Here is a 24,951-nt window from a genome sequence, read left to right on the forward strand (position 1 = left end):
ATGATTCTGCTGGCCAATTCCGAAGCCTGGCCCGGCTTTGCCACCTCGGTCGAGCTGCTGAAACAGGGCGCGCACGGACTCGACGCCATGGTTGCCGGCATCGGCAGGGTCGAACGCGAAGCCGGCGTGCGCAGCGTCGGCTACGGCGGCTGGCCGAACATGCTGGGGCGGATGGAGTTCGACGCCGCGGTGATGGACGGCACGACCCGCGACGTCGGTGCCGTCGGCGCGCTGCCCGACATCCTGCCGGCGTGCGCGGTCGCGCAGCAGGTGATGCAGCGGCTGCCGCACGTGATGCTCACCGGCGAAGGGGCAAAGCGGTTTGCGATTGAAACCGGTTTCTCTCCGGAAGAGACGCTGCTCGACGACAGCAAGCGCGTCTGGTGGGAGAGGCTGGAGCAGGAACTCGGCGCCGACATCGCGCGTTTCCCCGACGTGCCGCTGATCCCGCTGTCCCGAACCATCACCGACCCCGAGCGCGTCCGCGACACCACGGTGTTCCTTTGCCGCGACAGTGCGCAGGGCATCCACAGCGCGACGTCGACATCGGGCTGGGCGTGGAAATACCCGGGCCGCCTGGGCGATTCGCCGATCGCCGGTGCCGGCTTCTACGCCGACAGCCGTTACGGCGCCGCCGCGTGTACCCATACCGGCGAAATGACAGTACGCTGCAGTACCGCGCGCAGCATCGTGCTGGCGATGAAGCTCGGCCGCTCGCTCGAAGATGCGGTCGCGCTTGCCGTCGAAGAGCTGTCCGAACTCACCACGGGTTTCCTTGCCGGCGTCGTGATCCACGCGATCGACGCCAGTGGCGACCACCGGGTGGTCAATTTCCGTTGCCAGGGCGACATCAAGTACTGGCTGTGGGAACCGTCGATGGCGCAGCCGGAGCTGCGCACGGCATTGCGTGCCTGAACCTGCTGGGCGGCCGCGCCTGCGTATTTCGTCCCCGTTCGATGCTCGGGATCCTCATGGACTTCGTGTCCACTGCGGTCTCCCCCAAGGGGGCTTCCAGCGGGGCGCCCTTGCTTCGTGCGGAAACGAACCGGTGCAGCCGCCTGCTGAAGCAGGTCCTTAGTCTTCCGTTCAGACTTCAAACCTCAACCGATCGCTGACAGGGAAACACCATGAAAAAACGTCTCTTCTCCGGCTTCACCGTTCTGGCCCTCGCGGCCGGGATGACCTTCACCGCAGCCTCGGCCGTCGCCGGCAAACTCGAGGACATCAAGGCGCGCGGCACCGTGCGCATCGGCGTGTCGCTCGGCGGCGAGCCCGTGGGCTTTCGCGACGCCCGCAACAACCCGGTCGGCTACGATGTCGACGTCGCCAACAAGATCGCCGCCAAGCTCGGCGTGAAGCCCGAGTTCACCGACGTCTCCGGTGACGCGCGGATCTCGATGCTGATGTCGGGCCAGCTCGACCTCGTCGTCGCCAACGTCTCGATCACGCCCGAGCGCGCCAAGGCGATCGACTTCTCGCACCCGTACAACCGCGCCGGGCTGCGGCTGATCGTGCAGAAAAGCGCCGGCATCAAGGACCTGAAGGGCCTGAGCGGCAAGAGCATCGTCGTCGGCCGCGGCAGCACCGGCGAAACGTTCATCAAGCGCGAAGTCCCGGGCGCCAAGCTCGTCTACACCGACAATTTCGCGCCCGAAGGCGTGTTGCTGCTGCAACAGAAGCGCGTCGAAGCCGGCATCGAGGATTCGTCGCTGCTCGACTATCTGGCGACCAAGAACAACGCGCTGGTGACGCTGCCGGGGTTGTACTCGAACGACCCGATCGGCATCGGCATCGCCAAGGGCGACGCGAAGTTCCTCGGCTTCATCAACGGCTTCGTCGACGACTACGTCAAGTCCGGCGCTTACGCGGCCAACTACAAGAAGTGGTGGGGCAAGAGTGCCAACCCGCCGTCGCTGACCGACGCGAAATAAGCCGGTCCGCCGCACACGACAAAGCCGCGCATTGCGCGGCTTTTTTCATCGGCCGGCTCAGCCGGCGCTGCTGCGCGGCACGAAGCGCGTTGGTACGCGCACCGGCGGCATGCCGGGGCGGAAGCGCTCGGGCTCGCTCAGTATCTGCAGGATTTCACGCACATAATCGCGCTTGGCGTAGCCGATCGACGCGACCGGATAGGCGTCGAAGCGCGTCAGCGACAGGTCGTCGAAACCGTAGAGCCGGAACCGCGCCGGCCGGCCGTCGGCGAAGGACGCGCGGTGGACGTCGAGGATGCCCATCGCCATCGCGTCGGCGGTGCAGAACACCGCGTCCGGTTCGCCGGCGTCGAACAGCGCCGGTGCGGCGGCGTGGCCGCTCTCGTACGAATAGTCGCCCTGCAGCGTCTGCAGCAACCGCAGGCCGTGGCAGGCGAACGCGGCGTGGTAGCTGGCGATCCGCGCGGCCTCGACGCTCGACGTCGCGCGGCCGGTCACCAGCACCACGTCGCGCACGCCCTTGGCCGCCGCGTCGGCGACCGCTTCGGCAATGCCGCAGGCGTCGTCGGTGAGCACCGCCGGCGAGTCGGCGTCGCCGCGGCCGTTGAGCATCAGCGTCAGCCGGGTATCGAACATCCGGCGCACCGTGGCTGCGTCGGCAAAGTCGGAGAACACCAGTACCGCGTCGACATGCCAGGCGATGCCGCTGCGCAGGAAGTCCTCGACCCGGTCGACCGAGCCGACCCGCAGCAGGATCACCTGCTTGCCCAGCCCCTGGATCTCGGAAAGCAGCAGGTCGAACAGGTCGAGGTCGCTCAGGTCGTGGATGTGGTTGACGACGATGGCGACGAGGTTGACCGAACGCGTCGTCAGGCTGCGCGCGAGCAGATTGGGCTTGAAGCCGAGCTGGCGCGCGGCGTCGAGCACGCGCTGGCGCTTGTCGGCGGCGACCGGCCGCGGTTCGCTCGCCAGCGCGCGCGACGCAACCGCGCGCGAAACGCCGGCGAGCCGGGCAACGTCGGAAATGGTGGGTTTTCGCTGCTCGTCGTTCACGGTTGTACCGGTTTGTCGCATTGGACGGCCATGATACAGCGAGCCGCCTCCGATGATGCGCAGGCCCCGTCGTCACGCATTTCGCGGCTGTGCCGTGCCGAAAAAGGCCAGCACCCCGCAAGGGGATGGCGGTCACAAGCGCGCGACATGCCCTTGCGAGGCTAGTAGTAACAAGTTATTGCCAGGGTGCGCAACGCAGCGGACGGTCTCTTTTCGGCCCGGCCCTGCGGGTTCGGGACATTTCCGGCGCCGCGCGGTGTCGCCTGCTTGCGGTGCGCGCAGCGCGGCGTGACCGGTTTTGCGCACGCCGTCCCGAACTGCCCCGAACGCGGTCGCGACATGCGCGACGACAGGCCCCGGGCCTTGATTTGCAAACGGTTTCATCCGCGCCCGGCCATGCCGCTGCTGTATAATCGGCCGTTTTGTTCGGGCTGCGCGGTGTATGCACGTTTTTTATGATGAGGATGGCGGCTTCAAGGTCGCCACGGTGAAGGAGGCGCAGGCCGCCAGCTTCATGATCGAGGACGTGCGCGGCAAGCGCGGCAAGATCAAGGCGGCCAACGTGCTGCTGAAGTTCGAGCGGCCCGACCCGGCCGCGCTGCTGGCCGAGGCCGAAGCGCTCGCCGCCGAGATCGACGTCGATTTCCTGTGGGAAGTCTGCGGTGCCGACGAATTCGGTTTCGAGGACATCGCCGCCGAATACTTCGGCGCCGGCCCGTCGCCGCAGCAGCAGGCGGCGGCGCTGATCCGCATCGCCCAGGCGCCGATGTACTTCTACAAGAAGGGCCGCGGCCGCTACAAGGCCGCGCCGGAAGAGAACGTCAAGGCCGCGCTGGCCGGCATCGAGCGCAAGAAGCGCGAGGCCGAGCAGATGGCCGCGTGGCAGGCCGAGCTCGAAGCCGGCACGCTGCCCGAGGCGTTCGGCGCGGGGCTGAAGCGGCTGATCCACCGGCCGGACAAGAACGGCCTCGAGTACAAGGCGCTGGCCGCCGCGGCCGACGCGCAGCAGACCAGCGTATTGCGGCTGCTCGAACGCGTCGGCGCGATCGCCGACATCGAGCAGTACTTCCTCGACGGCTTCGAGCTCGAATACTTCCCCAAGGGCCGCGACGGCGTCACCGACGCAGGTGTCGCCGCACCCGACGAGCTGCCGGTTGCCGCGGTCGAGGCGTTCTCGATCGACGACGTGACGACGACCGAAATCGACGACGCATTCAGCATCAGGGCGCTGGCCAACGGCAACTGGCAGGTTGGCATCCACATCGCCGCGCCGGTGCTCGGCATCGCGCCCGGCAGCCCGCTCGACGCGCAGGTGTTCGAGCGGCTGTCGACGGTGTACTTTCCCGGCGACAAGATCACCATGCTGCCGGACTCGGCGGTCGACGTGTTCACGCTCGAAACCGGCAGTGCGCGCCCGGCGGTGAGCATGTACGTCGAGCTGACCCCGGGCTTCGACGTCGTCGGTCACCGATCGGTCGTCGAGCGCGTGCCGATCGTCGCCAACCTGCGGCACGACCAGATCGAAGCGCACTTCAACGAGGACACCGCCGGCCAGGACGGCGGCGACTACCCGTACAAGCGCGAACTCAACTTCCTCTGGCAACTCGCGAATGCGCTCGAGGCGCGCCGCGGCAAGGCGGAAGACCCGAACGCACCGGTCAGGCTCGACTACAGCTTCTATGTCGACCGACTTGCCGACGGCGCGAAGAAGGTCCGCATCCTGCCGCGCAAACGCGGCGCACCGATGGACAAGCTCGTTGCCGAACTGATGATCTTCGTCAACAGCACCTGGGGGATGGACCTGCACAAGGCCGAGATCGCCGCGATCTACCGCGTGCAGGGGCAGGGCCGGGTACGGATGACGACACAGTTCGGCCCGCACGTCGGCCTCGGCGTCGACTGCTACGCGTGGTCGAGTTCGCCGCTCAGGCGCGCGGTCGACTTCGTCAACCAGTCGCAGATCGTTGCGATGATCCGGGGCGAAACGCCGCGCTTCGCCAGGAACGACGCCGAGCTGTTCGGCGCGATCGGCGCGTTCGACACCGCCTACGCCGCATACGGCGAGTTTCAGGACAAGATGGAACGCTACTGGTGCCTGCGCTACCTTGAACAGGAGAACCTGACCGAACTCTCCGCGACGCTGATCAAGGAAAACCTTGTTCGCATCGACGGCCTGCCGCTGGTGATGCGCGTGCCGGGGCTGCCGGAATTGCCGGCCGGATCGACGGTCAAACTGCAGAGGCTGGCGATCGATTTCCTTGAACTGACCGTCGAATGCCGACTGGCGACGATGTAAGGTCCGACCATGTTGCCCAAACGAAAACTCGATGAACTGCTGCCGGTGCGCTTCCGCAACGGCGAGCAGGTCAAGCAATTCTCCAAACCGTGCGTGCGCTGCGGCAACATGCTGCAGGCGCGCGACATGGAAGGCGCGGCCCGGCTGGTCGAGGACCATCTGGCGATCGCCGCAACGGCACGCTGCCCCAAGTGCGGCGATTCGTTCGGCATTGCCTGCGTCGTCGACAACAGCAAGCGCGTCCGGCGCGTGATCATTCCGGCGTGGGCGTTCGGCCTCTACCTGCGCAACCTGCCGACGCAGGCCGGCGAGCTGAACCCGGCGTCGGCCCCCGAACGCCCGCAGCCCGAGCGGCTGCAGGCCGAGAACGAGGCGCCGCCGGCGCCCCATCACCGGGTCGAGCACCGCAACGTCGTCCGCGCCGACGAGCTCGTCGGCCGCTACGGCGACAAGCCGATCCCGGCTTGGGTCGTCGTCGACGGCGCGCAGCTCAATTTCGAGCGTGTCGAGCTTGGCAACCGCGTTGCGCCGGGCGAGTTCCTGCTGGACGGGTGCCTCGTCTACCGCGCGGCCTGAGTCGCCCCGCATGAAAAAACCGGCCCGGGAGGCCGGTTTTTTCATGCCCGGCATGCGGGCTCGCTGCGGCTGCAAGACGACAACCGGCGGCGCCGGGCGGACGGATGACGGGGCCGCCCTCTTGCCAGAAACACGATCCATTAGAATATGTTGCTTTGATGATATTTAAGCCATTCTGACGATTGCCTTGCCATTCCTTTGAAGCAAGAATCGCCTGCCTCCGTTTCCCGACGGGGACGACCACAACGATCAAGGGCGGGCGGGATGAGGACGAAGCGGACGATCGCGGCAACACTGATGCTGGCGCTGACGTCGCCGGCATGGGCCGCGGCGTGGAGCGACAGCCAGGTCTACGTGGCCGGTGACACCGCCGACTACGCCGGCAAGACCTGGCGCGCCAAGTGGTGGACGCGGGGCAACACGCCGGGCGCCGAGCAATGGGGGCCGTGGGAAATCGCCGGAGCGGCTCCGGCTCCGACGCCGGCCGGACAGTACCCGGCCTGGGATGCGGCCAGAACCTACGACACCCCGGGACAGCGGGTCAGCTTCAACGGCAAGGTCTACGAGAACCAGTGGTGGACGCGCGGCGACAGTCCGGCAACCAGTTCCGGCGCCGCCGGCTCGGGCAAGGTCTGGCTGCCGGTCGGCTCGACAACGCCGACGCCCGCACCAACGCCAACGCCAACGCCAACGCCAACGCCAACGCCAACGCCAACGCCAACGCCAACGCCAACGCCGGCACCGACACCGACACCGACACCGACACCGGCTCCAACGCCAGCTTCAACCCCGGCCGGCAGCCTTGTTCCGGCGCGCAAGCTGCTGCTCGAGCAGCCGGGCGACATCGGCAAGCTGCGTTCGGCGCAGTTGCGCTCGTTCAACCACACGCCGTTCCAGTCGACCGGATACTGGGTTCAGCCGGGAGACGTACTCGTCGTCAGTTACTACGTCACCGGCGCCGCGCCGAACCGCGCGCCGGAGATCTGGATTCACTCAATCGACGACGACAGCTGGAACTACGACAGCGACCAGAAGGTGAAGCTGGCCACCGGCTCGACGACGATCACCGCGACGAAGACCGGTGCCGTCTACGTCTCGGTGTTCAACGAGCCGACCGGTGGCGAGATGAATGTCGAGATCGTCTCCGGCGGCCGGGTGATGCCGCGCTTCGTGCTCGGCCAGCACAGCGCAGCCGACTGGACGCAGATGCTCGCCAGCTACGGCAACGCGCCGTACGCCGAGCTCGTCGGCAGGCGGACGATGCTGACGGCGACGCTGGCCAAGGCGAAGCAGCACGTCGACGACCCGGTGGCGCTGCTCCAGCTGTGGGACCGGATCGTCGATCTCGAGGACGAGCAGTACGGCATCAAGCTGGGCAACGCCTGGCCGCACAACCCGACGCCGCACCGTTTCCACTTTGTCGAGCTGCCGCCGTACGACGGCTGGATGTATTCGTGGCAGTACCGGATGGCAAGCGCGTCCGACGACGGCGCGATCGGCGCGGTCCTCAACCCGAAAATGCTCAGGACCGGTGGCTGGGGGTCCTGGCACGAACTCGGGCACCAGTACCAGATGTCGGCGATGACCTGGGCCGACCAGACCGAGGTGACGGTCAACCTGTCGTCGTCCTATGTGCAGCGCGCGCTCGGCCAGCCTTCGCGCTACGAAACGCAGGGCACATGGACCAAGACCTTCGCCTACCTGGCGCAGCCGAGCCGCGATTTCGCCGCGCAGTCCGACCTGTTCGTGCGGGCGACGATGTTCTGGCAGCTCGACCTGGCGTTCGGCCGCGACTTCTACGCCCGGCTCGGTACCCAATACCGCAACATGCCGGCGGCGCAGCGGCCAACGACCGATGCGGCGAAGAAACAGTCTTTCGTGATCGAGGCCAGTCGTGCCGCCGGTTACGACCTGACCGGTTTCTTCGAGCGCTGGGGCATCCCGGTCGAGGCGGCGACGAAATCAGCGCTGGCGACGATGGCGCTGCAGCCGCTATCGGCGCCGATCTGGGAGAACCGCGACAGCAACATCAAGTACAGCTTCTACTGATCCGTCAGTACACCGGAGCACTCGTTGGCCGGGCCTTGTGCCCGGTTTTTTTTCGGCTGCGGGGAGCGATCGGCAGTGGGAAAGGTCGTAGCAGGGCGGGCTTGGGCATCAAACCGGCCGCTCGGCGAAAATACCGCTTGGATTGCCGGGTACGAGGTCTATAATCCTGAGCCCTGTTTACCCGTTTCGGTCAGGCCGAGGTTCGCCATGCAACGTTCGATGCTCAAGTCCAAGATCCACCGCGTCACGACGACGCACTCGGAACTCAATTACGAGGGTTCGTGTGCGATCGACGAGGATCTGCTGGACGCGGCAAACATCCTTGAATACGAAGAAATCGAGATCTGGAACGTCACCAACGGCGCGCGTCTGGCGACCTACGCGATCAGGGCCGCGCGCGGTTCGGGCATCATCTCGGTTAACGGTTCGGCGGCGCGCCAGGCGCAGGTCGGCGACCTCTTGATCATCGCAACCTTCGCCCGTTACGACGAGGCCGAGCTGAAGAAGCACGAGCCGTCGCTGGTCTTCGTCAACGAAGCCAACCGCATCGTCAGCGTCAAACACAGCACGCCGGCGCAGATGGCGTAAATGCCGGTCGGCACCGACCGGCGGTCATTTCTTGCGGTTCCGGTAAATATTACCGATATCTGATTCAGAGCACGCTGTGCGATGCATGCACCAAGGCCAGGCACCTAAGCCTGGCCTTTTTGTTGCCGGCACTCGTCCGTACAATCCGTCCCATTCTCGTTCCGACCGGGCCCCGATGCGCGTTCGCCTGCTGACGCTGCTGCTGTTCTGCCTTGCGCTGACCGGGCGAGGATTGCCGGCCGTCTATGCGGCGGCGGCCAAGCCCGTCGTCTGCACGGTGGCGGGCACGGTGCCGGCCGGCGACGCGCCGGACTGCCACGATGCACCGTGCTGCATGCCGGCCGCCTTGCCGGCGACGCCGGCGAGCGTGCCGCCGATGCCGCATCGCCCGGTCGAGGTCGCCGCATGCCACCGCCCGGGCTGCGGCAGCGATGCGCCGGCCTGGTGCGCACGCGATCCGCCGGAGGAGGCGATTTCCCGAGCCGTCTCCCTTTGACTACCCAGGACCCAACGATGATTTCCCTTCGCAATTTCTGCTGCGGCCTTGCCCTGGCCGCGCTGTCGCTGACCGCCAACGCGCACGAATACAAGGCCGGCGACCTGTTCATCCACCACCCGTGGGCGCGTGCAACGCCGCCCGGCGCACAAAGCGGCGGCGTGTTCCTGCTGGTGAAGAACAGCGGCGATGCCGCCGACCAGCTCGTCGGCGTCGAGACCGCTGCGGCGGCCACGGCCGAACTGCATCAGATGAAGCTCGACAACGGCGTGATGAAAATGAACGCCGTGACCGCGATCGACATTCCGGCCAGGGGAGAGGTCGAGCTCAAGCCCGGCGGCTACCATGTGATGCTGTTCAAGCTCGCGGCGCCGCTGAGGGAGGGCGACAAGTTCCCGCTGACGCTCAGGTTCAAGCGCGCCGGCAACGTCAAGGTCGACATCAAGGTCGAGGCGATGGGGGCCAAGGCCGAGACGATGCACCAGCACTGAGCTCAAGCTCGTTAGCCGACTGCGCGTCCTCGACCGGTGCCCGGAGCCCCGCAAGGGTGCTGCCTTCGGGGCGTAACCTAAGGGCACTTCCTTCGGTGCGTCCTCATGGACTCCACGTTGATGGATGTTCCCCTGCATCGGGCGTGAACGCTTGGCCCGTTCGCCTACCGAGGCGAGCGACCGTCGTAAACGGCCCGTGTACCGGGCCGTTTTGCATGGTGCCGGCATGCAAAGCCGCGGCGGCACAGGCGTATCATTCGGGGCATTGCCATTGTCACCGGAACCCGCATGAACCCGATCGCCGTCAAGGACTACCTCCTTTCCTTGCAGCAGAACATCGTCGCCACCCTCGAAGCCTACGACGGCGGCACCTTCATCGCCGACCGCTGGGAACGGCAGGCCGGCGGCGGCGGTGTCAGCCGGGTGATCGAGGATTCGGCGCTGTTCGAGCGCGGCGGCGTGCTGTTCTCGCACGTGCTCGGCGACGCGATGCCGGCCTCGGCGACCGCACACCGGCCCGAACTCGCCGGTCGAAGCTGGGAGGCGATGGGCGTATCGCTGGTGCTGCACCCGAAGAACCCGTACGTGCCGACCGTGCACCTGAATGTGCGTTTCTTCCGTGCCTACGCCGACGGCGTCGACGATGTCTATTGGTTCGGTGGCGGGATGGACCTCACGCCTTACTACGGCTTCGAGGACGACGCCGTCCACTTCCACGCCACGTGCCGCGATGCGCTGGCACCGTTCGGCGACGCGTACCACCCGAAGTTCAAGGCGTGGTGCGACCGCTACTTCCTCCTCAAACACCGCAACGAGGCGCGCGGCATCGGCGGCATCTTCTTCGATGATCTGACCGAGCTCGGTTTCGACGGCGGCTTCGCGATGATCCGCGCCGTCGGCGACGCCTTCCTGCCGGCGTACACGACCATCGTCGAGCGCCGGCGTGAACTGGCCTGGGGCGAGCGCGAGCGCGACTGGCAGGCCTACCGGCGCGGTCGCTACGTCGAGTTCAACCTCGTCTGGGACCGCGGCACGCTGTTCGGGCTGCAGTCGGGCGGCCGCACCGAGTCCATCCTCTGCTCGATGCCGCCGTCGGCCAAGTGGCGCTACGACTGGCAACCGCCGGCGGGCTCCGAAGAGGCGCGCCTGCTGAGCGACTTCCTGCCGGTGCGCGACTGGCTGGGCGGGGCATCGCCCGCTCGGTAAGGGCAGGAGAATGACCATGAAACTGCGGATCACGCCGGGCGACATCACCACGCTGGCCATCGATGCCATCGTCAACGCGGCAAACGAATCGCTGCTCGGCGGCGATGGCGCGATCCATCGTGCCGCAGGTCCGGGCCTGCTGGCCGAATGCCGGAGTTTGAAAGGCTGCCCGACCGGGCAGGCGCGGATCACCGGCGGCCATGGGCTGCCGGCGCGATTCGTGATCCACACCGTCGGCCCGGTCTGGCGTGGCGGCGGTCACGGCGAGGCGGCGCTGCTGGCGAGCTGCTATCGCGAAAGCCTGAAACTGGCGGCGGCCAACGGCATCGCCAGCATCGCGTTTCCGGCGATCAGTTGCGGCGTCTACGGCTATCCGCTCGACGCGGCGGTCGACATCGCCGTGACCACGGTGACGGCGTGCGCCGGGCACGGCAGCGTGGCCGAAGTGCACTTCGTGCCGTTCGGCGATGCTGCATTGCGGGCGTACCGGGCAAGGCTCGACGCCACCCCAGGGTACTTGTAGTCACAAGCTACTGACCTACATTAAGTTTTTTGCGTTTCAAACAATGCAGCGCCGTTTTTTTCTGGCACACTCGATCATCCGACCAAGCCAATTAGTACCGGTTTGTGGTCGGTGCAGCCCTTGCCCCCGGCGGAATGTGCAGATGTCGGCCCTACCCGATGCGCGCGCCGCGCCAGTCCACAAGACATGGTCCCGCAAACTGCCCGAACACCTCGAAAAGCTGGCCTGTGGCCGGCTTTTTTTTCGCGGATTGCATTCATTTATCGCATTAGGCCAGCGTGCGCTGGAAAGGAAACGAGCGTGATGGACCCGGCAAAGCCCGAGCAGCAGGGGCTGTACGACCCTGCCAATGAACACGACGCCTGTGGCGTCGGCTTTATCGCCCATGTGAAGGGGCAGAAGAGTCATTCGATCGTCGAGCAGGGTTTGCTGATCCTGAAGAACCTCGACCACCGCGGCGCCGTCGGTGCCGACGCGCTCGCCGGCGACGGCGCGGGCATCCTGATCCAGATTCCGGACGTGCTCTATCGCGAGGAAATGGCAAAGCAGGGCGTGGTACTGCCACCGGTCGGCGAATACGGCGTCGGCATGGTGTTCCTGCCGCAGGAAGCCGCGTCGCGTGCAGCCTGTCAGGAAGAAATCGAACGTGCGACGCGCGCCGAAGGCCAGGTCGTCCTTGGCTGGCGTGACGTCCCGGTCAACGCGACGATGCCGATGTCGCCGGCGGTCAAGGCCAAGGAGCCGGTGATCCGGCAGATTTTCATCGGCCGCGGTCCGGACGTTCTGGTTACCGACGCGCTCGAACGCAAGCTCTACGTGATCCGCAAGGACGCCAGCCATGCGATCCGCCGCCTGAAGCTGACTCACGGCCACGAGTTCTACGTGCCGTCGTTCTCGGCGCGCACCGTCAACTACAAGGGCCTGCTGCTCGCCGACCAGGTCGGCGTCTACTACCACGACCTCGCCGATGCACGCTGCGTCTCGGCGCTGGCGCTGGTCCACCAGCGTTTCTCGACCAATACCTTCCCGACATGGGATCTGGCGCATCCGTTCCGGATGATCGCGCACAACGGTGAAATCAACACCGTACGCGGCAACGTCAACTGGATCCGTGCGCGCGAAGGCGCAATCAGCTCGCCGGTGCTCGGCGACAGCCTGAACAAGGTCTGGCCGCTGATCTACCCGGGACAGTCCGACTCGGCGTCGTTCGACAACGCGCTCGAACTGCTGGTGATGGGCGGCTACTCGCTCGCGCAGGCGGTGATGATGATGATTCCGGAAGCGTGGGAAAAGCACACGCTGATGGGCGAAAACCGCCGCGGTTTCTACGAATACCACGCCGCAATGATGGAACCGTGGGACGGCCCGGCCGCCGTGGCATTCACCGACGGCCGCCAGATCGGCGCGACGCTGGACCGCAACGGCCTGCGCCCGGCGCGTTACCTCGTGACCAAGGACGACCTCGTCGTGATGGCGTCCGAATCGGGCGTGCTGCCGATCGCTGACGAGCGCATTGCGCAGAAGTGGCGTCTGCAGCCGGGCAAGATGTTCCTGATCGACATGGAACAGGGCCGCATCATCGACGACAAGGAAATCAAGGACGGCCTCGCCAACGCCAAGCCGTACCGCGAGTGGGTCGACAAGATCCGCATCAAGCTCGACGAGGTGCAGGACGCGCTCGAGGCACCGAAGTCGCCCTGTAGCAGCCTGCTCGACTGCCAGCAGGCCTTCGGCTACACGCAGGAAGACATCAAGGTCATCCTCAAACCGATGGCCGAGAACGGCGAAGAAGCCACCGGCTCGATGGGCAACGACTCGGCGCTGACCGTGCTCTCGGGCAAGGCCAAGCCGCTGTACAACTATTTCCGCCAGCTGTTCGCCCAGGTGACCAATCCGCCGATCGACCCGATCCGCGAAGACCTGGTGATGTCGCTGGTGTCGTTCATCGGCCCGAAGCCGAACCTCTTGAACCCGGCCGACATCAACCCGCCGATCCGCCTCGAAGTGTCGCAGCCGGTGCTGTCGGCGACCGACATCGAGAAGATCCGCCACATCGGCAAGTACACCGGCGGCAAGTTCCGTTCGCACGAGCTGAACATCTGTTACCCGGCGGCGTGGGGCAAGGCCGGCATCGAGGCACGCCTTGCGTCGCTCGCGGCCGAAGCCGAAGACGCGGTCAAGGGCGGCGCCAACATCCTGATCGTGTCGGACCGCAAGCTCGACGCGGCCAATGTCGCGATTCCGGCGCTGCTGGCGACGTCGGCGGTGCACCAGCATCTGGTCAAGCAGGGCCTGCGCACCAGCACCGGCCTCGTCGTCGAAACCGGTTCGGCGCGCGAAACGCACCATTTCGCACTGCTCGGCGGTTTCGGTGCCGAAGCGGTCCACCCGTATCTGGCGATGGCCACGCTGGCCGATTTCGCGGGCGGTGATGCCGAACTCGCGAGCCGTTACCAGAAGCATTTCATCAAGGCGGTCGGCAAGGGCCTGATGAAGGTGATGTCCAAGATGGGCATCTCGACCTACATGTCGTACACCGGTGCGCAGATCTTCGAAGCGGTCGGCCTGCAGAAGGCGCTGGTCGACAAGTACTTCACCGGCACCAGCTCGAACGTCGAAGGCATCGGCCTGTTCGAAGTCGCCGAAGAAGCGCTCAAATTGCACACCGCTGCGTTCTCCACCGACCCGGTGCTCGCCGACGCACTCGACGCCGGCGGCGACTACGCGTTCCGCATCCGTGGCGAAGACCACCTGTGGACGCCGGACTCGATCGCCAAGCTGCAGCACGCCACGCGCTCGGGCCAGTATTCGACGTACAAGGAATACGCGGCGCTGATCAACGACCAGACCAAGCGGCACCTGACGCTGCGTGGCCTGTTCGAAATCAGGCCGGTCGGTGCGCCGGTGCCGCTCGACGAAGTCGAGTCGGCCAAGGAGATCGTCAAGCGTTTCGCCACCGGCGCGATGAGCCTTGGCTCGATCTCGACCGAAGCGCACAGCACGCTGGCACTGGCGATGAACCGGATCGGCGGCAAGAGCAATACCGGCGAAGGCGGTGAGGATGCCAAGCGCTTCATCCCGCTCAAGGCCGGCCAGACGCTGTCCGAAGTGATCGGCAAGAGCCGGATCGAGCGCGACTACACCTTCAAGGAAGGCGACAGCCTGCGCTCGGCGATCAAGCAGGTCGCGTCGGGCCGATTCGGCGTCACCGCCGAATACCTCGTCAACGCCGACCAGATCCAGATCAAGATGGCGCAGGGCGCCAAGCCGGGCGAAGGCGGCCAGCTGCCGGGCCACAAGGTGTCCGAATACATCGGCTTCCTGCGCCACTCGGTGCCGGGCGTCGGGCTGATCTCGCCGCCGCCGCACCACGACATCTACTCGATCGAGGATCTGGCGCAGCTGATCCACGACCTGAAGAACGTCAATGCGCAGGCGTCGATCTCGGTCAAGCTCGTCTCGGAAGTCGGCGTCGGCACCGTTGCCGCCGGCGTGACCAAGGCCAAGGCCGACCATCTGGTGATCGCCGGCCATGACGGCGGCACCGGTGCCAGCCCGCAATCGTCGATCAAGCATGCCGGTTCGTCGTGGGAACTCGGCCTGGCCGAGACCCAGCAGACGCTGGTGCTGAACCGCCTGCGCGGCCGTGTCCGCGTCCAGGTCGACGGCCAGATGAAGACCGGCCGCGACGTTGTCATCGGCGCGCTGCTCGGCGCCGACGAGTTCGGCTTCGCGACCGCGCCGCTGGTCGTCGAAGGCTGCATCATGATGCGCAAGTGCCACCTGAACACCTGCCCGGTCGGCGTCGCGACGCAAGACCCGGAGCTGCGCCGCCGCTTTACCGGCCAGCCCGAGCACGTGGTCAACTACTTCTTCTTCGTTGCCGAAGAGGTGCGCGAGCTGATGGCCAGCCTCGGCGTGCGTCGTTTCGACGAACTGATCGGCCGTGCCGACCTGCTGGACAAGCGCGCCGGCATCGAACACTGGAAGGCGCAGGGTCTGGACTTCAGCAAGGTGTTCCACCTGCCGGCGGTCGACGCTGCCGAGCCGCGCCTGCACGTCGACGTGCAGGACCACGGCCTCGAGAAGTCGCTCGACAACGTGCTGGTCGCCAAGGCGCAGACCGCGCTCGACACCGGCGCCAAGGTGGCGATCGAGACGTCGATCATCAACGTCAACCGGACCGTCGGCGCGATGCTGTCGGGCGAGGTCGCGCGCCGCTATGGCAACGCCGGCCTGCCGGACGACACGATCAACGTTCGCCTGAACGGCACGGCCGGCCAGAGCTTCGCGGCCTTCCTCGCCAAGGGCATCACCTTCGAGCTGGTCGGCGAAGGCAACGACTACGTCGGCAAGGGCCTGTCGGGTGGGCGGATCATCGTGCGCCCGGCCGCCGGTTTCGTTTGCGATACCGCGGCCAACATCATCGTCGGCAACACCGTGATGTACGGCGCGACCGATGGCGAGGCCTTCCTCGCCGGTGTCGGCGGCGAACGCTTTGCCGTGCGCAACTCGGGTGCGACCGCCGTCGTCGAAGGCGTCGGCGACCACGGTTGCGAATACATGACCGGCGGCACCGTCGTCGTGCTCGGCAACACCGGCCGCAACTTCGCCGCCGGCATGTCGGGCGGCATCGCCTATGTCTTCGACGAGGACGGCGGTTTTGCCGACCGCTGCAATATGGCGCAGGTCGCGCTCGAAGCGGTCCTGCCGGCCGGCGAGCAATCGGCGGACGAGCCGCGTCACCGCGATCTGGCCGACGAAACCCAGCTCAAGTCGCTGGTCGAACGTCATGCCGCACTGACCGGCAGCAACCGGGCCAAGGCCATCCTGGCCGACTGGGACGCGAGCCGTGCCCGCTTCATCAAGGTCTATCCGAACGAATACCGCCGCGCGCTCAAGGAACTGGCCGCCGCGAAGGCAGAGCAGCAGAAGGAGATTGCATAAATGGGCAAGCCCACAGGGTTTCTCGAATTCGAGCGCGTCTCGGAAAGCTATGCGCCGGTTGCCGAGCGCGTGACCCACTACCGCGAATTCGTCGCGCGTCTGGTCGACGACGCGGCGAAGACGCAAGGCGCGCGCTGCATGGACTGCGGCATTCCGTTCTGCAACAACGGCTGCCCGGTCAACAACGTCATTCCGGACTGGAATGACCTCGTGTTCCGCGGCAACTGGCAGGACGCGCTGGCGGTGCTGCACTCGACCAACAACTTCCCCGAGTTCACCGGCCGCATCTGCCCGGCGCCGTGCGAAGCGGCCTGTACGCTCGGCATCAACGCCGATCCGGTCGGCATCAAGTCGATCGAGCGCTACATCGTCGACAAGGGCTGGGAAGAGGGCTGGATCAAGCCGCAGATCGCGCCGGTGAAGACCGGCAAGCTTGTGGCCGTCGTCGGCTCGGGCCCGGCCGGACTCGCTGCCGCGCAGCAGCTGGCGCGTGCCGGTCATGCGGTGACCGTGTTCGAAAAGAACGATCGCGTCGGCGGCCTGCTGCGCTACGGCATTCCCGACTTCAAGCTCGACAAGAGCGTGATCGACCGCCGGATGGGCCAGCTCGAAGCCGAAGGCGTGAGCTTCCGCACCTCGACCATCGTCGCGGTCGACGGCAAGCTGCCGGCCGGCATCATCAACGACGCCAAGACCGTGGTGACGCCGGACCAGCTCAAGGCCGAGTTCGACGCGGTGATCCTCGCCGGTGGCGCCGAAGTACCGCGCGACCTGCCGGTGCCGGGGCGCGAGCTCGCCGGCGTGCATTACGCGCTCGAGTTCCTGATTCCGCAGAACAAGACCGTCGCCGGTGACGGCGCCAACCCGATTTCGGCGACGGGCAAGCACGTCGTCGTGATCGGCGGCGGTGACACCGGTTCGGACTGCGTCGGCACGTCGAACCGTCACGGCGCCGTTGCGGTGACGCAGCTCGAAGTGATGCCGATGCCGCCGGAGCAGGAAAACAAGGCAATGACGTGGCCGTACTGGCCGCTCAAGCTGCGCACGTCGTCGAGCCACGAAGAAGGCGTCGAACGCGATTTCGCCGTGATGACCAAGGAATTCGTCGGCGAAAACGGCAAGCTCACCGCGATCAAGGCCGTCCGTGTCGAATGGCAGGACGGCAAGCTGGTCGAAGTCGCCGGCAGCGAATTCGAGATCAAGGCCGATCTCGTCTTCCTGGCGATGGGCTTCACCAATCCGGTTGCGAGCATCCTCGAGGGCTTCGGCGTCGAGCGCGACGGCCGCGGCAACACCAAGGCGACAACCGATGGCGAAGGTTGCTACGCGACCAACGTCGCCAAGGTCTTTGCCGCCGGCGACGTCCGCCGTGGCCAGTCGCTGGTGGTGTGGGCGATCCGTGAAGGGCGTCAGGCGGCACGCGAGGTCGATGCCTTCCTGATGGGCAGCTCGCTGCTGCCGCGCTGATCCGGCATCGGCCAATAAAAAACCCCGCTCAGGCGGGGTTTTTTATTGGCATTGCAGCCATGCATTGGTCATGAATTCGGCAAATAAAATTACACGCAAAGTAATTGTTTGCCATTGCAAGGCAGAATTACCGAAAGAATATGCGAGAACTACGCAGCAGAATCCGCCGTCTATTCACTCAAGTTGTGGTTAACCCTAATCCCTGATTAAAATTGACGCCTTTTCGCTTGTGTTGTGCGGCTTACTCAAGGGTAGTGTCATGGATAGACAAAGCTGGTTGGGGGGTACCCTCTACCATCCTCGATTCGAGCAGGATAGTTGCGGTTTCGGTCTGATCGCCCAGATGGACGACAAGCCCAGCCACTGGCTGGTGCAGACCGCGATCTCTTCGCTGGCCTGTCTGACCCACCGTGGCGCCGTTGCCGCCGACGGCAAGTCCGGTGACGGTTGCGGCCTGCTGTTCCGCAAGCCGGACGGTTTCCTGCGCACCGTTGCTGCCGAGATCGGCCTGACCCTTGCCGAGCAGTATGCTGCCGGTATCGTGTTTCACGCCAATGATGCCGCGCTCGGCGCAGCGTCGCTGTCGAATCTGCGCAACGCGCTCGAAGGCCAGGGGCTGATCGTTGCCGGCTTCCGCGACGTGCCGGTCGATATCGAAGCATGCGGCGAATACGCGCTGCGTACCTTGCCGACGATCAAACAAGTGTTCGTCAATGCGCCGGCCGGGCTCGACGGCAAGGTTTTCGAGCGCAAGCTCTACCAGGCGCGCCGTCTGGCCGAGAAGGCCAATGCGGCCGACGCCTCGTTCTACATCCCGACGCTGAATCCGCACGTGCTGTCGTACAAGGGGCTGGTGACACCGGACAACCTGCCGGTGTTCTACCTCGACCTGAAGGACGAGCGCTTCGAATCGTCGCTGGCGGTCTACCACCAGCGCTTCTCGACCAATACCTGGCCGCAGTGGAAGCTGGCGCAGCCGTTCCGCTTCCTTGCGCACAACGGCGAAATCAATACCGTTGCCGGCAACCGGCTGTGGGCCAAGGCGCGCGAAGCGATCATGGATTCCGAACACCTGGACATGGACTCGGTTCGCCCGATCGTCCAGACCAACGGTTCGGACTCGATGAGCCTCGACAACATGCTCGAAGGCCTGATGATGGGCGGCGTCGACATCTTCCGCGCCTTCCGGATGCTGGTGCCGCCGGCGTGGCAGAACGTCGACTCGAACGACCGCGACCTGCGCGCGTTCTACGAATACAACTCGATGCACATGGAGCCGTGGGACGGCCCGGCCGGCCTCGTCTGGACCGACGGCCGCTACGCCGGCTGCGCGCTCGACCGCAACGGCCTGCGCCCGGCGCGCTACGTGATCACCAAGGACCGCCACCTGACGATCGCGTCGGAAATCGGCGTCTGGAACTACAAGCCCGAGGACGTGGTGAAGAAGGGCCGGGTCAAACCGGGCCAGATCGTTGCCGTCGACCTTGCGACCGGTGATTTCCTCGACACCGAGACCATCGACAACCGCCTCAAGGCCGCCAAGCCCTACCGCGAGTGGATCAAGCACCACGCGCAGCAGCTCGAGATCGCCGACGACAAGGGCGTGCTGCCGGCGATGGATGCGCAAACGCGGCTGACGTTCCAGAAACAGTTCCAGCTGACGTTCGAAGAGCGTGACGCGATCGTGCGCGTGCTCGCCAGCGACGGTGCCGAAGCGATCGGCTCGATGGGCGACGACACGCCGATGGCCGTACTGAGCGAAAAGGTCCGCTCGCCGTTCGACTACCTGCGCCAGCAGTTCGCGCAGGTGACCAACCCGCCGATCGACCCGATCCGCGAAGCGATCGTGATGTCGCTGAACACCGTGTTCGGCCCCGAGCGCAACCTGTTTGTCGAAACCGAAGACAATGCGCGCCGGCTCGAAGTGCGCTCGCCGGTGCTCTCCTCCGACAAGTTCGACACGCTGACCAGCCAGACCGATCCGTTCTACAAGTCGGCGACGTTCGACCTGAGCTTCGTCGCCGGCGAAACGACGCTGAAGGCTGCGATCGAAGCGCTGCAGGCTGCGGTGCTGAGGTCGGTGAACGATGACGGCACCGTCATCGTCGTGCTGTCGGACAAGAACATCGCCAAAGGCAGGTTGCCGATCCCGGCGCTGTTCGCCACCGGCGCGGTCAACCACGCGCTGGTCGAGGCCGGCCTGCGCTGCAAGACCAACATCATCGTCGAGACCGCGACCGCGCGCGACCCGCACCACTTCGCCTGCCTGATCGGCTATGGCGCGACCGCGGTGTTCCCGTACCTCGCGTACCAGACCATCATCGAGCTGGTCGATCTCGGCCAGGTCGATGGCCCGCTCGCCAAGGCGACCAACAACTTCCGCAAGGGCATCAACAAGGGTCTGATGAAGATCCTCTCGAAGATGGGGATCTCGACGATCGCGTCCTACCGCGGCTCGCAGCTGTTCGAAGGCGTCGGCATCGGCGAGGAAGTCGTCGGCCTGTGTCTCAAGGGCACCGTGTCGCGGATCGGCGGCGCCGACTTCGCCGACTTCGAGGCCGACCAGCTCAAGCTCAACAAGCTCGCGTTCAACCCGATGCGCCCGCTGGCGCAGGGCGGCCTGCTCAAGTACGTGTTCGGCGAGGAATACCACGCCTACAACCCGGACGTGGTGATGCAGCTGCAGAAGGCGGTGCAGGGCGGCGAGTACAAGGAGTACACCAAGTACGCCGAGCTGGTGAACAACCGCCCGGTGGCGATGCTGCGCGACCTGATGTCGCTGAAGCTCGATACCGCCAAGGCGATCGCCGTCGACGAGGTCGAATCGGTCGAAGCCATCCTCAAGCGCTTCGACTCGGCCGGCATGTCGCTCGGCGCCCTGAGCCCGGAAGCGCACGAGGCGCTGGCCGAAGGCATGAACCGCCTCGGCGGCCGCTCGAACTCGGGCGAAGGCGGCGAGGATGCATCGCGCTACGGCACGATGAAGATGTCCAAGATCAAGCAGGTCGCGTCGGGCCGTTTCGGCGTCACGCCGCATTACCTCGTCAATGCCGAAGTGCTGCAGATCAAGGTCGCGCAGGGTGCCAAACCGGGCGAAGGCGGCCAGCTGCCGGGTGACAAGGTCAGCCCGCTGATTGCCAAGCTGCGCTGCTCGAAGCCGGGCATCAGCCTGATCTCGCCGCCGCCGCACCACGACATCTACTCGATCGAAGACCTGGCACAGCTGATTTTCGACCTGAAGCAGGTCAACCCGGATGCGCTGGTGTCGGTGAAGCTCGTCGCCGAACCGGGCGTCGGCACGATTGCCGCCGGTGTGGCCAAGGCCTATGCCGACCTGATCACGATCTCGGGCTACGACGGCGGCACCGGTGCGTCGCCGCTGGCGTCGGTCAAGTACGCCGGTTCGCCGTTCGAGCTCGGCCTGACCGAAGCGCAGCAGGTGCTGCGTGCCAACGGTCTGCGCGGCCGCGTCCGCGTTCAGGCCGACGGTGGCCTGAAGACCGGCCTCGACGTGATCAAGGCCGCGATGATGGGCGCCGAAAGCTTCGGCTTCGGCACCGGCCCGATGGTCGCGCTCGGCTGCAAGTACTTGCGGATCTGCCACCTGAACAACTGCGCGACCGGTGTCGCGACGCAGGAAATCAAGCTGCGTTCGAAGTACTTCACCGGCCTGCCGGATATGGTCGTCAACTATTTCACCTTCATCGCGATGGAAACGCGCGAATGGATGGCGAAGCTCGGCATCCGGACGATGGAAGAGCTGATCGGCCGCACCGACCTGCTCGACGTCGCCGCCGGCGCCACCGAACGGCAGCAGAAGCTCAAGCTCGACGTGCTGCTGAGCCAGGGCGCGATCCCGGCGACCGAGCCGCGTTTCTGCGTCGAGGACAGCAACCCGTCGTTCGACAAGGGCGAGCTGGCCGAGCAGATGGTCGTCGACGCGCTCGCCGGCATCAAGGCGAAGACCGCGCAGCGCTTCGAGTACGACGTGCGCAACGTCAACCGCTCGATCGGCGCGCGGCTGTCCGGCGAGATCGCCAAGGCCCACGGCGCCGACGGCCTGCCGGATGACTGCCTGCACATCAAGCTCAACGGTTCGGCCGGCCAGAGTCTGGGCGTCTGGAACGCCAGGGGCCTGACGATCGAGGTGGAAGGCGATGCCAACGATTACACCGGCAAGGGCATGGCCGGCGGCAAGCTCGTCGTCTACCCGCCCAAGGGCAGCGGCTTCAAGTCGGACGAGGGCGTGATCGTCGGCAACACCTGCCTGTACGGCGCAACCGGCGGCGAATTCTTCGCCGCGGGCCGTGGCGGCGAGCGGTTTGCCGTGCGCAACTCGGGTGCGACGGCGGTCGTCGAGGGCGTGGGCGACCACGGCTGCGAATACATGACCGGCGGCGCGGTGATCGTGCTCGGCGAGACCGGCTACAACTTCGGTGCCGGCATGACCGGCGGCTTCGCGCTCGTTTACGACCGCGGCGAGAAGTTCGCCTACCGCTACAACAACGAGCTGATCGACATCAACCTGATCAACGGCGAAGCCTACGGCGCGGTCCGCGCGTTCCTGCGCGAGAAGCTGAACCAGCACGTCGCGCTGACGGATTCGTCGAAGGCGAAAGAGCTGCTGGCGAACTTCGACGAAGCGACCGACTACTTCTGGCTGGTCAAGCCCAAGGTCGCCAAGCTCGACGATCTGCTGAAAGACTGACAGCGCCGGGGCGGGCGGTGCCCGCCCGGCGATGCATGCGATGCATTAGGAAATCCACAATGTCCGACGTATTCCAGTTCATGAACGTGGCGCGCAACCCCGGCGAGAAAGTCCCCGCCGACAAGCGCAAGATCGTGTTCAAGGAAATCTACCAGGCGCTGAACCAGGGCGACGCGGCCGAGCAGGCCGGCCGCTGCCTGTCCTGCGGCAACCCGTATTGCGAGTGGGAGTGTCCGGTCCACAACTACATCCCCGACTGGCTCAAGCTGGTCAACGAGGGCAAGCTGTTCGAGGCGGCCGAGCTCTCGCACAAGACCAACTCGCTGCCGGAAATCTGCGGCCGTGTCTGCCCGCAGGACCGCCTGTGCGAAGGCGCGTGCACGCTGAACCAGGGCGGTTTCGGTGCGGTGTCGATCGGCTCGGTCGAGAAGTACATCACCGACGAAGCGTACAAGGCCGGCTGGCGTCCCGACATGTCGGGCCGGGTCTGGACCGATAGGAAGGTCGCCGTCATCGGCGCCGGCCCGGCCGGCCTCGGCTGTGCCGACATCCTGGTGCGCAACGGCGTCAAGCCGGTGGTGTTCGACCGCTACGAGGAAATCGGCGGCCTGCTGACCTTCGGCATTCCTGAGTTCAAGCTCGAGAAGGAAGTTGTCGCCACCCGCCGCGAGATCATGGAAGGCATGGGCGTCGAGTTCCGCCTGAATACCGAGATCGGCCGTGACGTGAGCATCGACGAGCTGCTGCGCGACTACGACGCCGTGTTCATGGGCATGGGCGCGTACAAGTACATGAAGGGCGGTTTCGACGGCGAAGCGCTGCCGGGCGTGATGGAAGCGCTGCCGTTCCTGATCAACAACGTGCGCAACAGCATGGGCACCCTGCCGGACGGCGAGGCGTACCAGAGCATGGCCGGCAAGCGCGTCGTCGTGCTCGGCGGCGGCGACACCGCAATGGACTGCAACCGCACCAGCATCCGCCAGGGCGCCGAGTCGGTGATCTGCGCCTACCGTCGCGACGAAGCCAATATGCCGGGTTCGAAGCGCGAAGTCGCCAACGCCAAGGAAGAGGGCGTCGAGTTCCAGTGGAACAGCCAGCCGGTCGGCATCCAGCAGAACGCCGACGGCAGCCTGGGCCTCAAGCTCGTGACCACCGCGCTTGGCGCACCGGACGAGAAGGGTCGTCGCAAGCCCGAGATCGTCGCCGGTTCCGAGCGCGTGCTCGACTGCGACCATGTCATCGTCGCGTTCGGTTTCCAGGCCGAGGCGGCGAGCTGGTTCGACGCGCAAGGCATCAAGGTCGACGACTGGAGCCGTACCGTCGCGCCGCTCAAGCAAACGTACAAGCACCAGACCAGCAACCCGAAGATCTTCGCCGGCGGCGACCAGGTCCGCGGTGCCGATCTGGTGGTGCGTGCCGTGTACGAAGGCCGTCAGGCTGCGGAAGGCATCCTCGAGTATCTGGGCGTCTGGTAAACCCCGGCCCGGCCGCAAAATCCCCGCAACGCTGCGGGGTTTTTTTTTGATGAAGGCGGGGCGTGCGAAAGGCCCGCACGGCCCGGTGCTGCGGTTCGGCGCTCAGGCGTAGAGGGTGAGCAGGTCGCGCAGCAGGCTGAGGTCGGGCACGTCGCCGCTGCCGATGGCGTCGTCGAGCGAGGCCTGCAATGCCGCGAGCCGGCGCTGCTGCACCTCGGCGAGAGCGGTATTGCCGTCGGCCCCGGCATAAACGATCAGGTCGGCCAGCAGCCTCGCCTCGACATGGCGCATGCCGTCGACCTCGGCGATGTGCAGCGCACGCTGGATCATGCTGATCGCCAGATCGGGCCGGCCGTGCTGGTGGCGCAGTTGCGCCAGCAGCCCCAGCACCTGCGTCTCGCACCAGTGCGACGGCGTGAAAACCAGCAGCGACAGCGCTTCCTCGAGCTTCTGCTCGGCCGCCTCGGCGTCGCCTTGCTCGATGTCGACCTGGGCCAGCCGCAACAGCAGCTCGGCCTGGAAGTGGCTGAACTGCCGGGCCCGGCACAGATCCAGCGCCTGGACGAGAATGTGCCGGGCTTCTTCCTCGCGGCCCAGCACATGCAGGTCCCAGCCCAGGCTGATTTTCACCTTGGCGATCAGGTGCACGTCGTCGCTCGATTCGAGCTGGCGGTCGGCCGCGCGGTGGAAGGTCACCGCCTCGTCGAGCCCGCCGTAGGCACTGCACACCTGGCCGAGGCCGATCAGCGCCAGCGCCAGCGTATGCACATGCCGGGTCTCGCCGTCGCAGAGCCGCACGCACTGCGCCCAGTGCTGCAGCGCCAGCCGGTAGTCGCCGCCGGTGTAGTGGTCGCGCCCGAGCCGTTCCTGTACCGCCGGCTCGAGATGGCGGAGCCCGTACATCTGGCAGCACGCCAGCGCTTCGGCGAGCAGCACGCTGCCTTCGTTGCGCTCGCCGAGCTGGTCCTCGATCAGCGAGAGCATCGTCGCGGCACGGACCAGTGCTTCGACGTCGTGCTCGTCGCGGGCGCGCACCAGCACCGGCGCGCACTGGCGCTTGGCGGTGGTCGGGTCGCTGAAGACGATGCGTTCGATGTCGTTGAGGGTCTGGAGCAGGGCCACAGGCTTTGCCGGAAGGAGTAGGG

Annotated in this window: 16 protein-coding genes; 14 read left to right on the plus strand and 2 right to left on the minus strand. The window is 66.0% G+C overall.

Annotation, left to right across the window (positions count from 1 at the left end):
• Complete coding sequence (locus BJP62_RS14060) at window positions 1-915, plus strand: N(4)-(beta-N-acetylglucosaminyl)-L-asparaginase (protein ID WP_070530564.1); 915 nt, start codon at window positions 1-3, stop codon at window positions 913-915.
• A gap of 212 nt (window positions 916-1,127) precedes the next feature.
• Window positions 1,128-1,931, plus strand: coding sequence for a transporter substrate-binding domain-containing protein (locus BJP62_RS14065; protein ID WP_070530566.1), 804 nt, complete (start codon window positions 1,128-1,130; stop codon window positions 1,929-1,931).
• 57 nt (window positions 1,932-1,988) lie between these two features.
• Here BJP62_RS14065 and BJP62_RS14070 read toward each other — a convergent pair whose 3' ends face one another.
• Entirely contained in the window at window positions 1,989-2,984 is a 996-nt protein-coding gene (locus BJP62_RS14070) for a LacI family DNA-binding transcriptional regulator (RefSeq protein WP_205700905.1), read from the minus strand.
• 442 nt (window positions 2,985-3,426) lie between these two features.
• Between BJP62_RS14070 and BJP62_RS14075 the strand changes: the two genes are divergently transcribed.
• The 12 genes from BJP62_RS14075 (at window position 3,427) to BJP62_RS14130 (ending at window position 23,806) form a co-directional block, all read left to right on the plus strand.
• Window positions 3,427-5,280 (plus strand): ribonuclease catalytic domain-containing protein, encoded by a 1,854-nt coding sequence (locus tag BJP62_RS14075; protein WP_070530570.1) that lies wholly within the window; start codon window positions 3,427-3,429, stop codon window positions 5,278-5,280.
• Between the two features lie 9 nt (window positions 5,281-5,289).
• Window positions 5,290-5,856, plus strand: a complete 567-nt coding sequence (locus BJP62_RS14080) for a hypothetical protein (RefSeq protein WP_070530571.1) — start codon at window positions 5,290-5,292, stop codon at window positions 5,854-5,856.
• A gap of 264 nt (window positions 5,857-6,120) precedes the next feature.
• The gene (locus BJP62_RS14085; protein WP_070530573.1) at window positions 6,121-7,905 is read left to right on the plus strand and encodes a M60 family metallopeptidase; all 1,785 of its coding nucleotides are present in this window, start codon (window positions 6,121-6,123) and stop codon (window positions 7,903-7,905) included.
• A 207-nt stretch (window positions 7,906-8,112) separates the two neighbouring features.
• Window positions 8,113-8,493 (plus strand): aspartate 1-decarboxylase, encoded by a 381-nt coding sequence (gene panD / locus BJP62_RS14090; protein WP_070530577.1) that lies wholly within the window; start codon window positions 8,113-8,115, stop codon window positions 8,491-8,493.
• 175 nt (window positions 8,494-8,668) lie between these two features.
• Window positions 8,669-8,989 (plus strand): hypothetical protein, encoded by a 321-nt coding sequence (locus tag BJP62_RS14095; protein ID WP_070530579.1) that lies wholly within the window; start codon window positions 8,669-8,671, stop codon window positions 8,987-8,989.
• Between the two features lie 17 nt (window positions 8,990-9,006).
• Window positions 9,007-9,480, plus strand: coding sequence for a copper chaperone PCu(A)C (locus BJP62_RS14100; RefSeq protein WP_070530581.1), 474 nt, complete (start codon window positions 9,007-9,009; stop codon window positions 9,478-9,480).
• A gap of 288 nt (window positions 9,481-9,768) precedes the next feature.
• A complete protein-coding gene (gene hemF, locus BJP62_RS14105) occupies window positions 9,769-10,686 on the plus strand; it encodes an oxygen-dependent coproporphyrinogen oxidase (RefSeq protein WP_070530583.1) in 918 nt (305 codons plus the stop codon).
• 10 nt (window positions 10,687-10,696) lie between these two features.
• Window positions 10,697-11,209, plus strand: a complete 513-nt coding sequence (locus tag BJP62_RS14110; RefSeq protein WP_070530585.1) for an O-acetyl-ADP-ribose deacetylase — start codon at window positions 10,697-10,699, stop codon at window positions 11,207-11,209.
• 303 nt (window positions 11,210-11,512) lie between these two features.
• A complete protein-coding gene (gltB, locus tag BJP62_RS14115; RefSeq protein ID WP_070530589.1) occupies window positions 11,513-16,156 on the plus strand; it encodes a glutamate synthase large subunit in 4,644 nt (1,547 codons plus the stop codon).
• Complete coding sequence (locus tag BJP62_RS14120; protein WP_070530591.1) at window positions 16,157-17,623, plus strand: glutamate synthase subunit beta; 1,467 nt, start codon at window positions 16,157-16,159, stop codon at window positions 17,621-17,623.
• A 259-nt stretch (window positions 17,624-17,882) separates the two neighbouring features.
• Window positions 17,883-22,331 (plus strand): glutamate synthase large subunit, encoded by a 4,449-nt coding sequence (gltB, locus tag BJP62_RS14125; protein WP_070530592.1) that lies wholly within the window; start codon window positions 17,883-17,885, stop codon window positions 22,329-22,331.
• A 59-nt stretch (window positions 22,332-22,390) separates the two neighbouring features.
• Complete coding sequence (locus tag BJP62_RS14130; RefSeq protein ID WP_070530595.1) at window positions 22,391-23,806, plus strand: FAD-dependent oxidoreductase; 1,416 nt, start codon at window positions 22,391-22,393, stop codon at window positions 23,804-23,806.
• 102 nt (window positions 23,807-23,908) lie between these two features.
• On the opposite strand, the gene BJP62_RS14135 is transcribed toward BJP62_RS14130, so the two are convergent.
• Complete coding sequence (locus tag BJP62_RS14135; protein ID WP_070530596.1) at window positions 23,909-24,928, minus strand: tetratricopeptide repeat protein; 1,020 nt, start codon at window positions 24,926-24,928, stop codon at window positions 23,909-23,911.
• Window positions 24,929-24,951 lie beyond the last annotated feature (23 nt).

Source organism: Jeongeupia sp. USM3, assembly GCF_001808185.1.
In the GTDB taxonomy this organism is placed as follows: Bacteria; Pseudomonadota; Gammaproteobacteria; order Burkholderiales; family Chitinibacteraceae; genus Jeongeupia.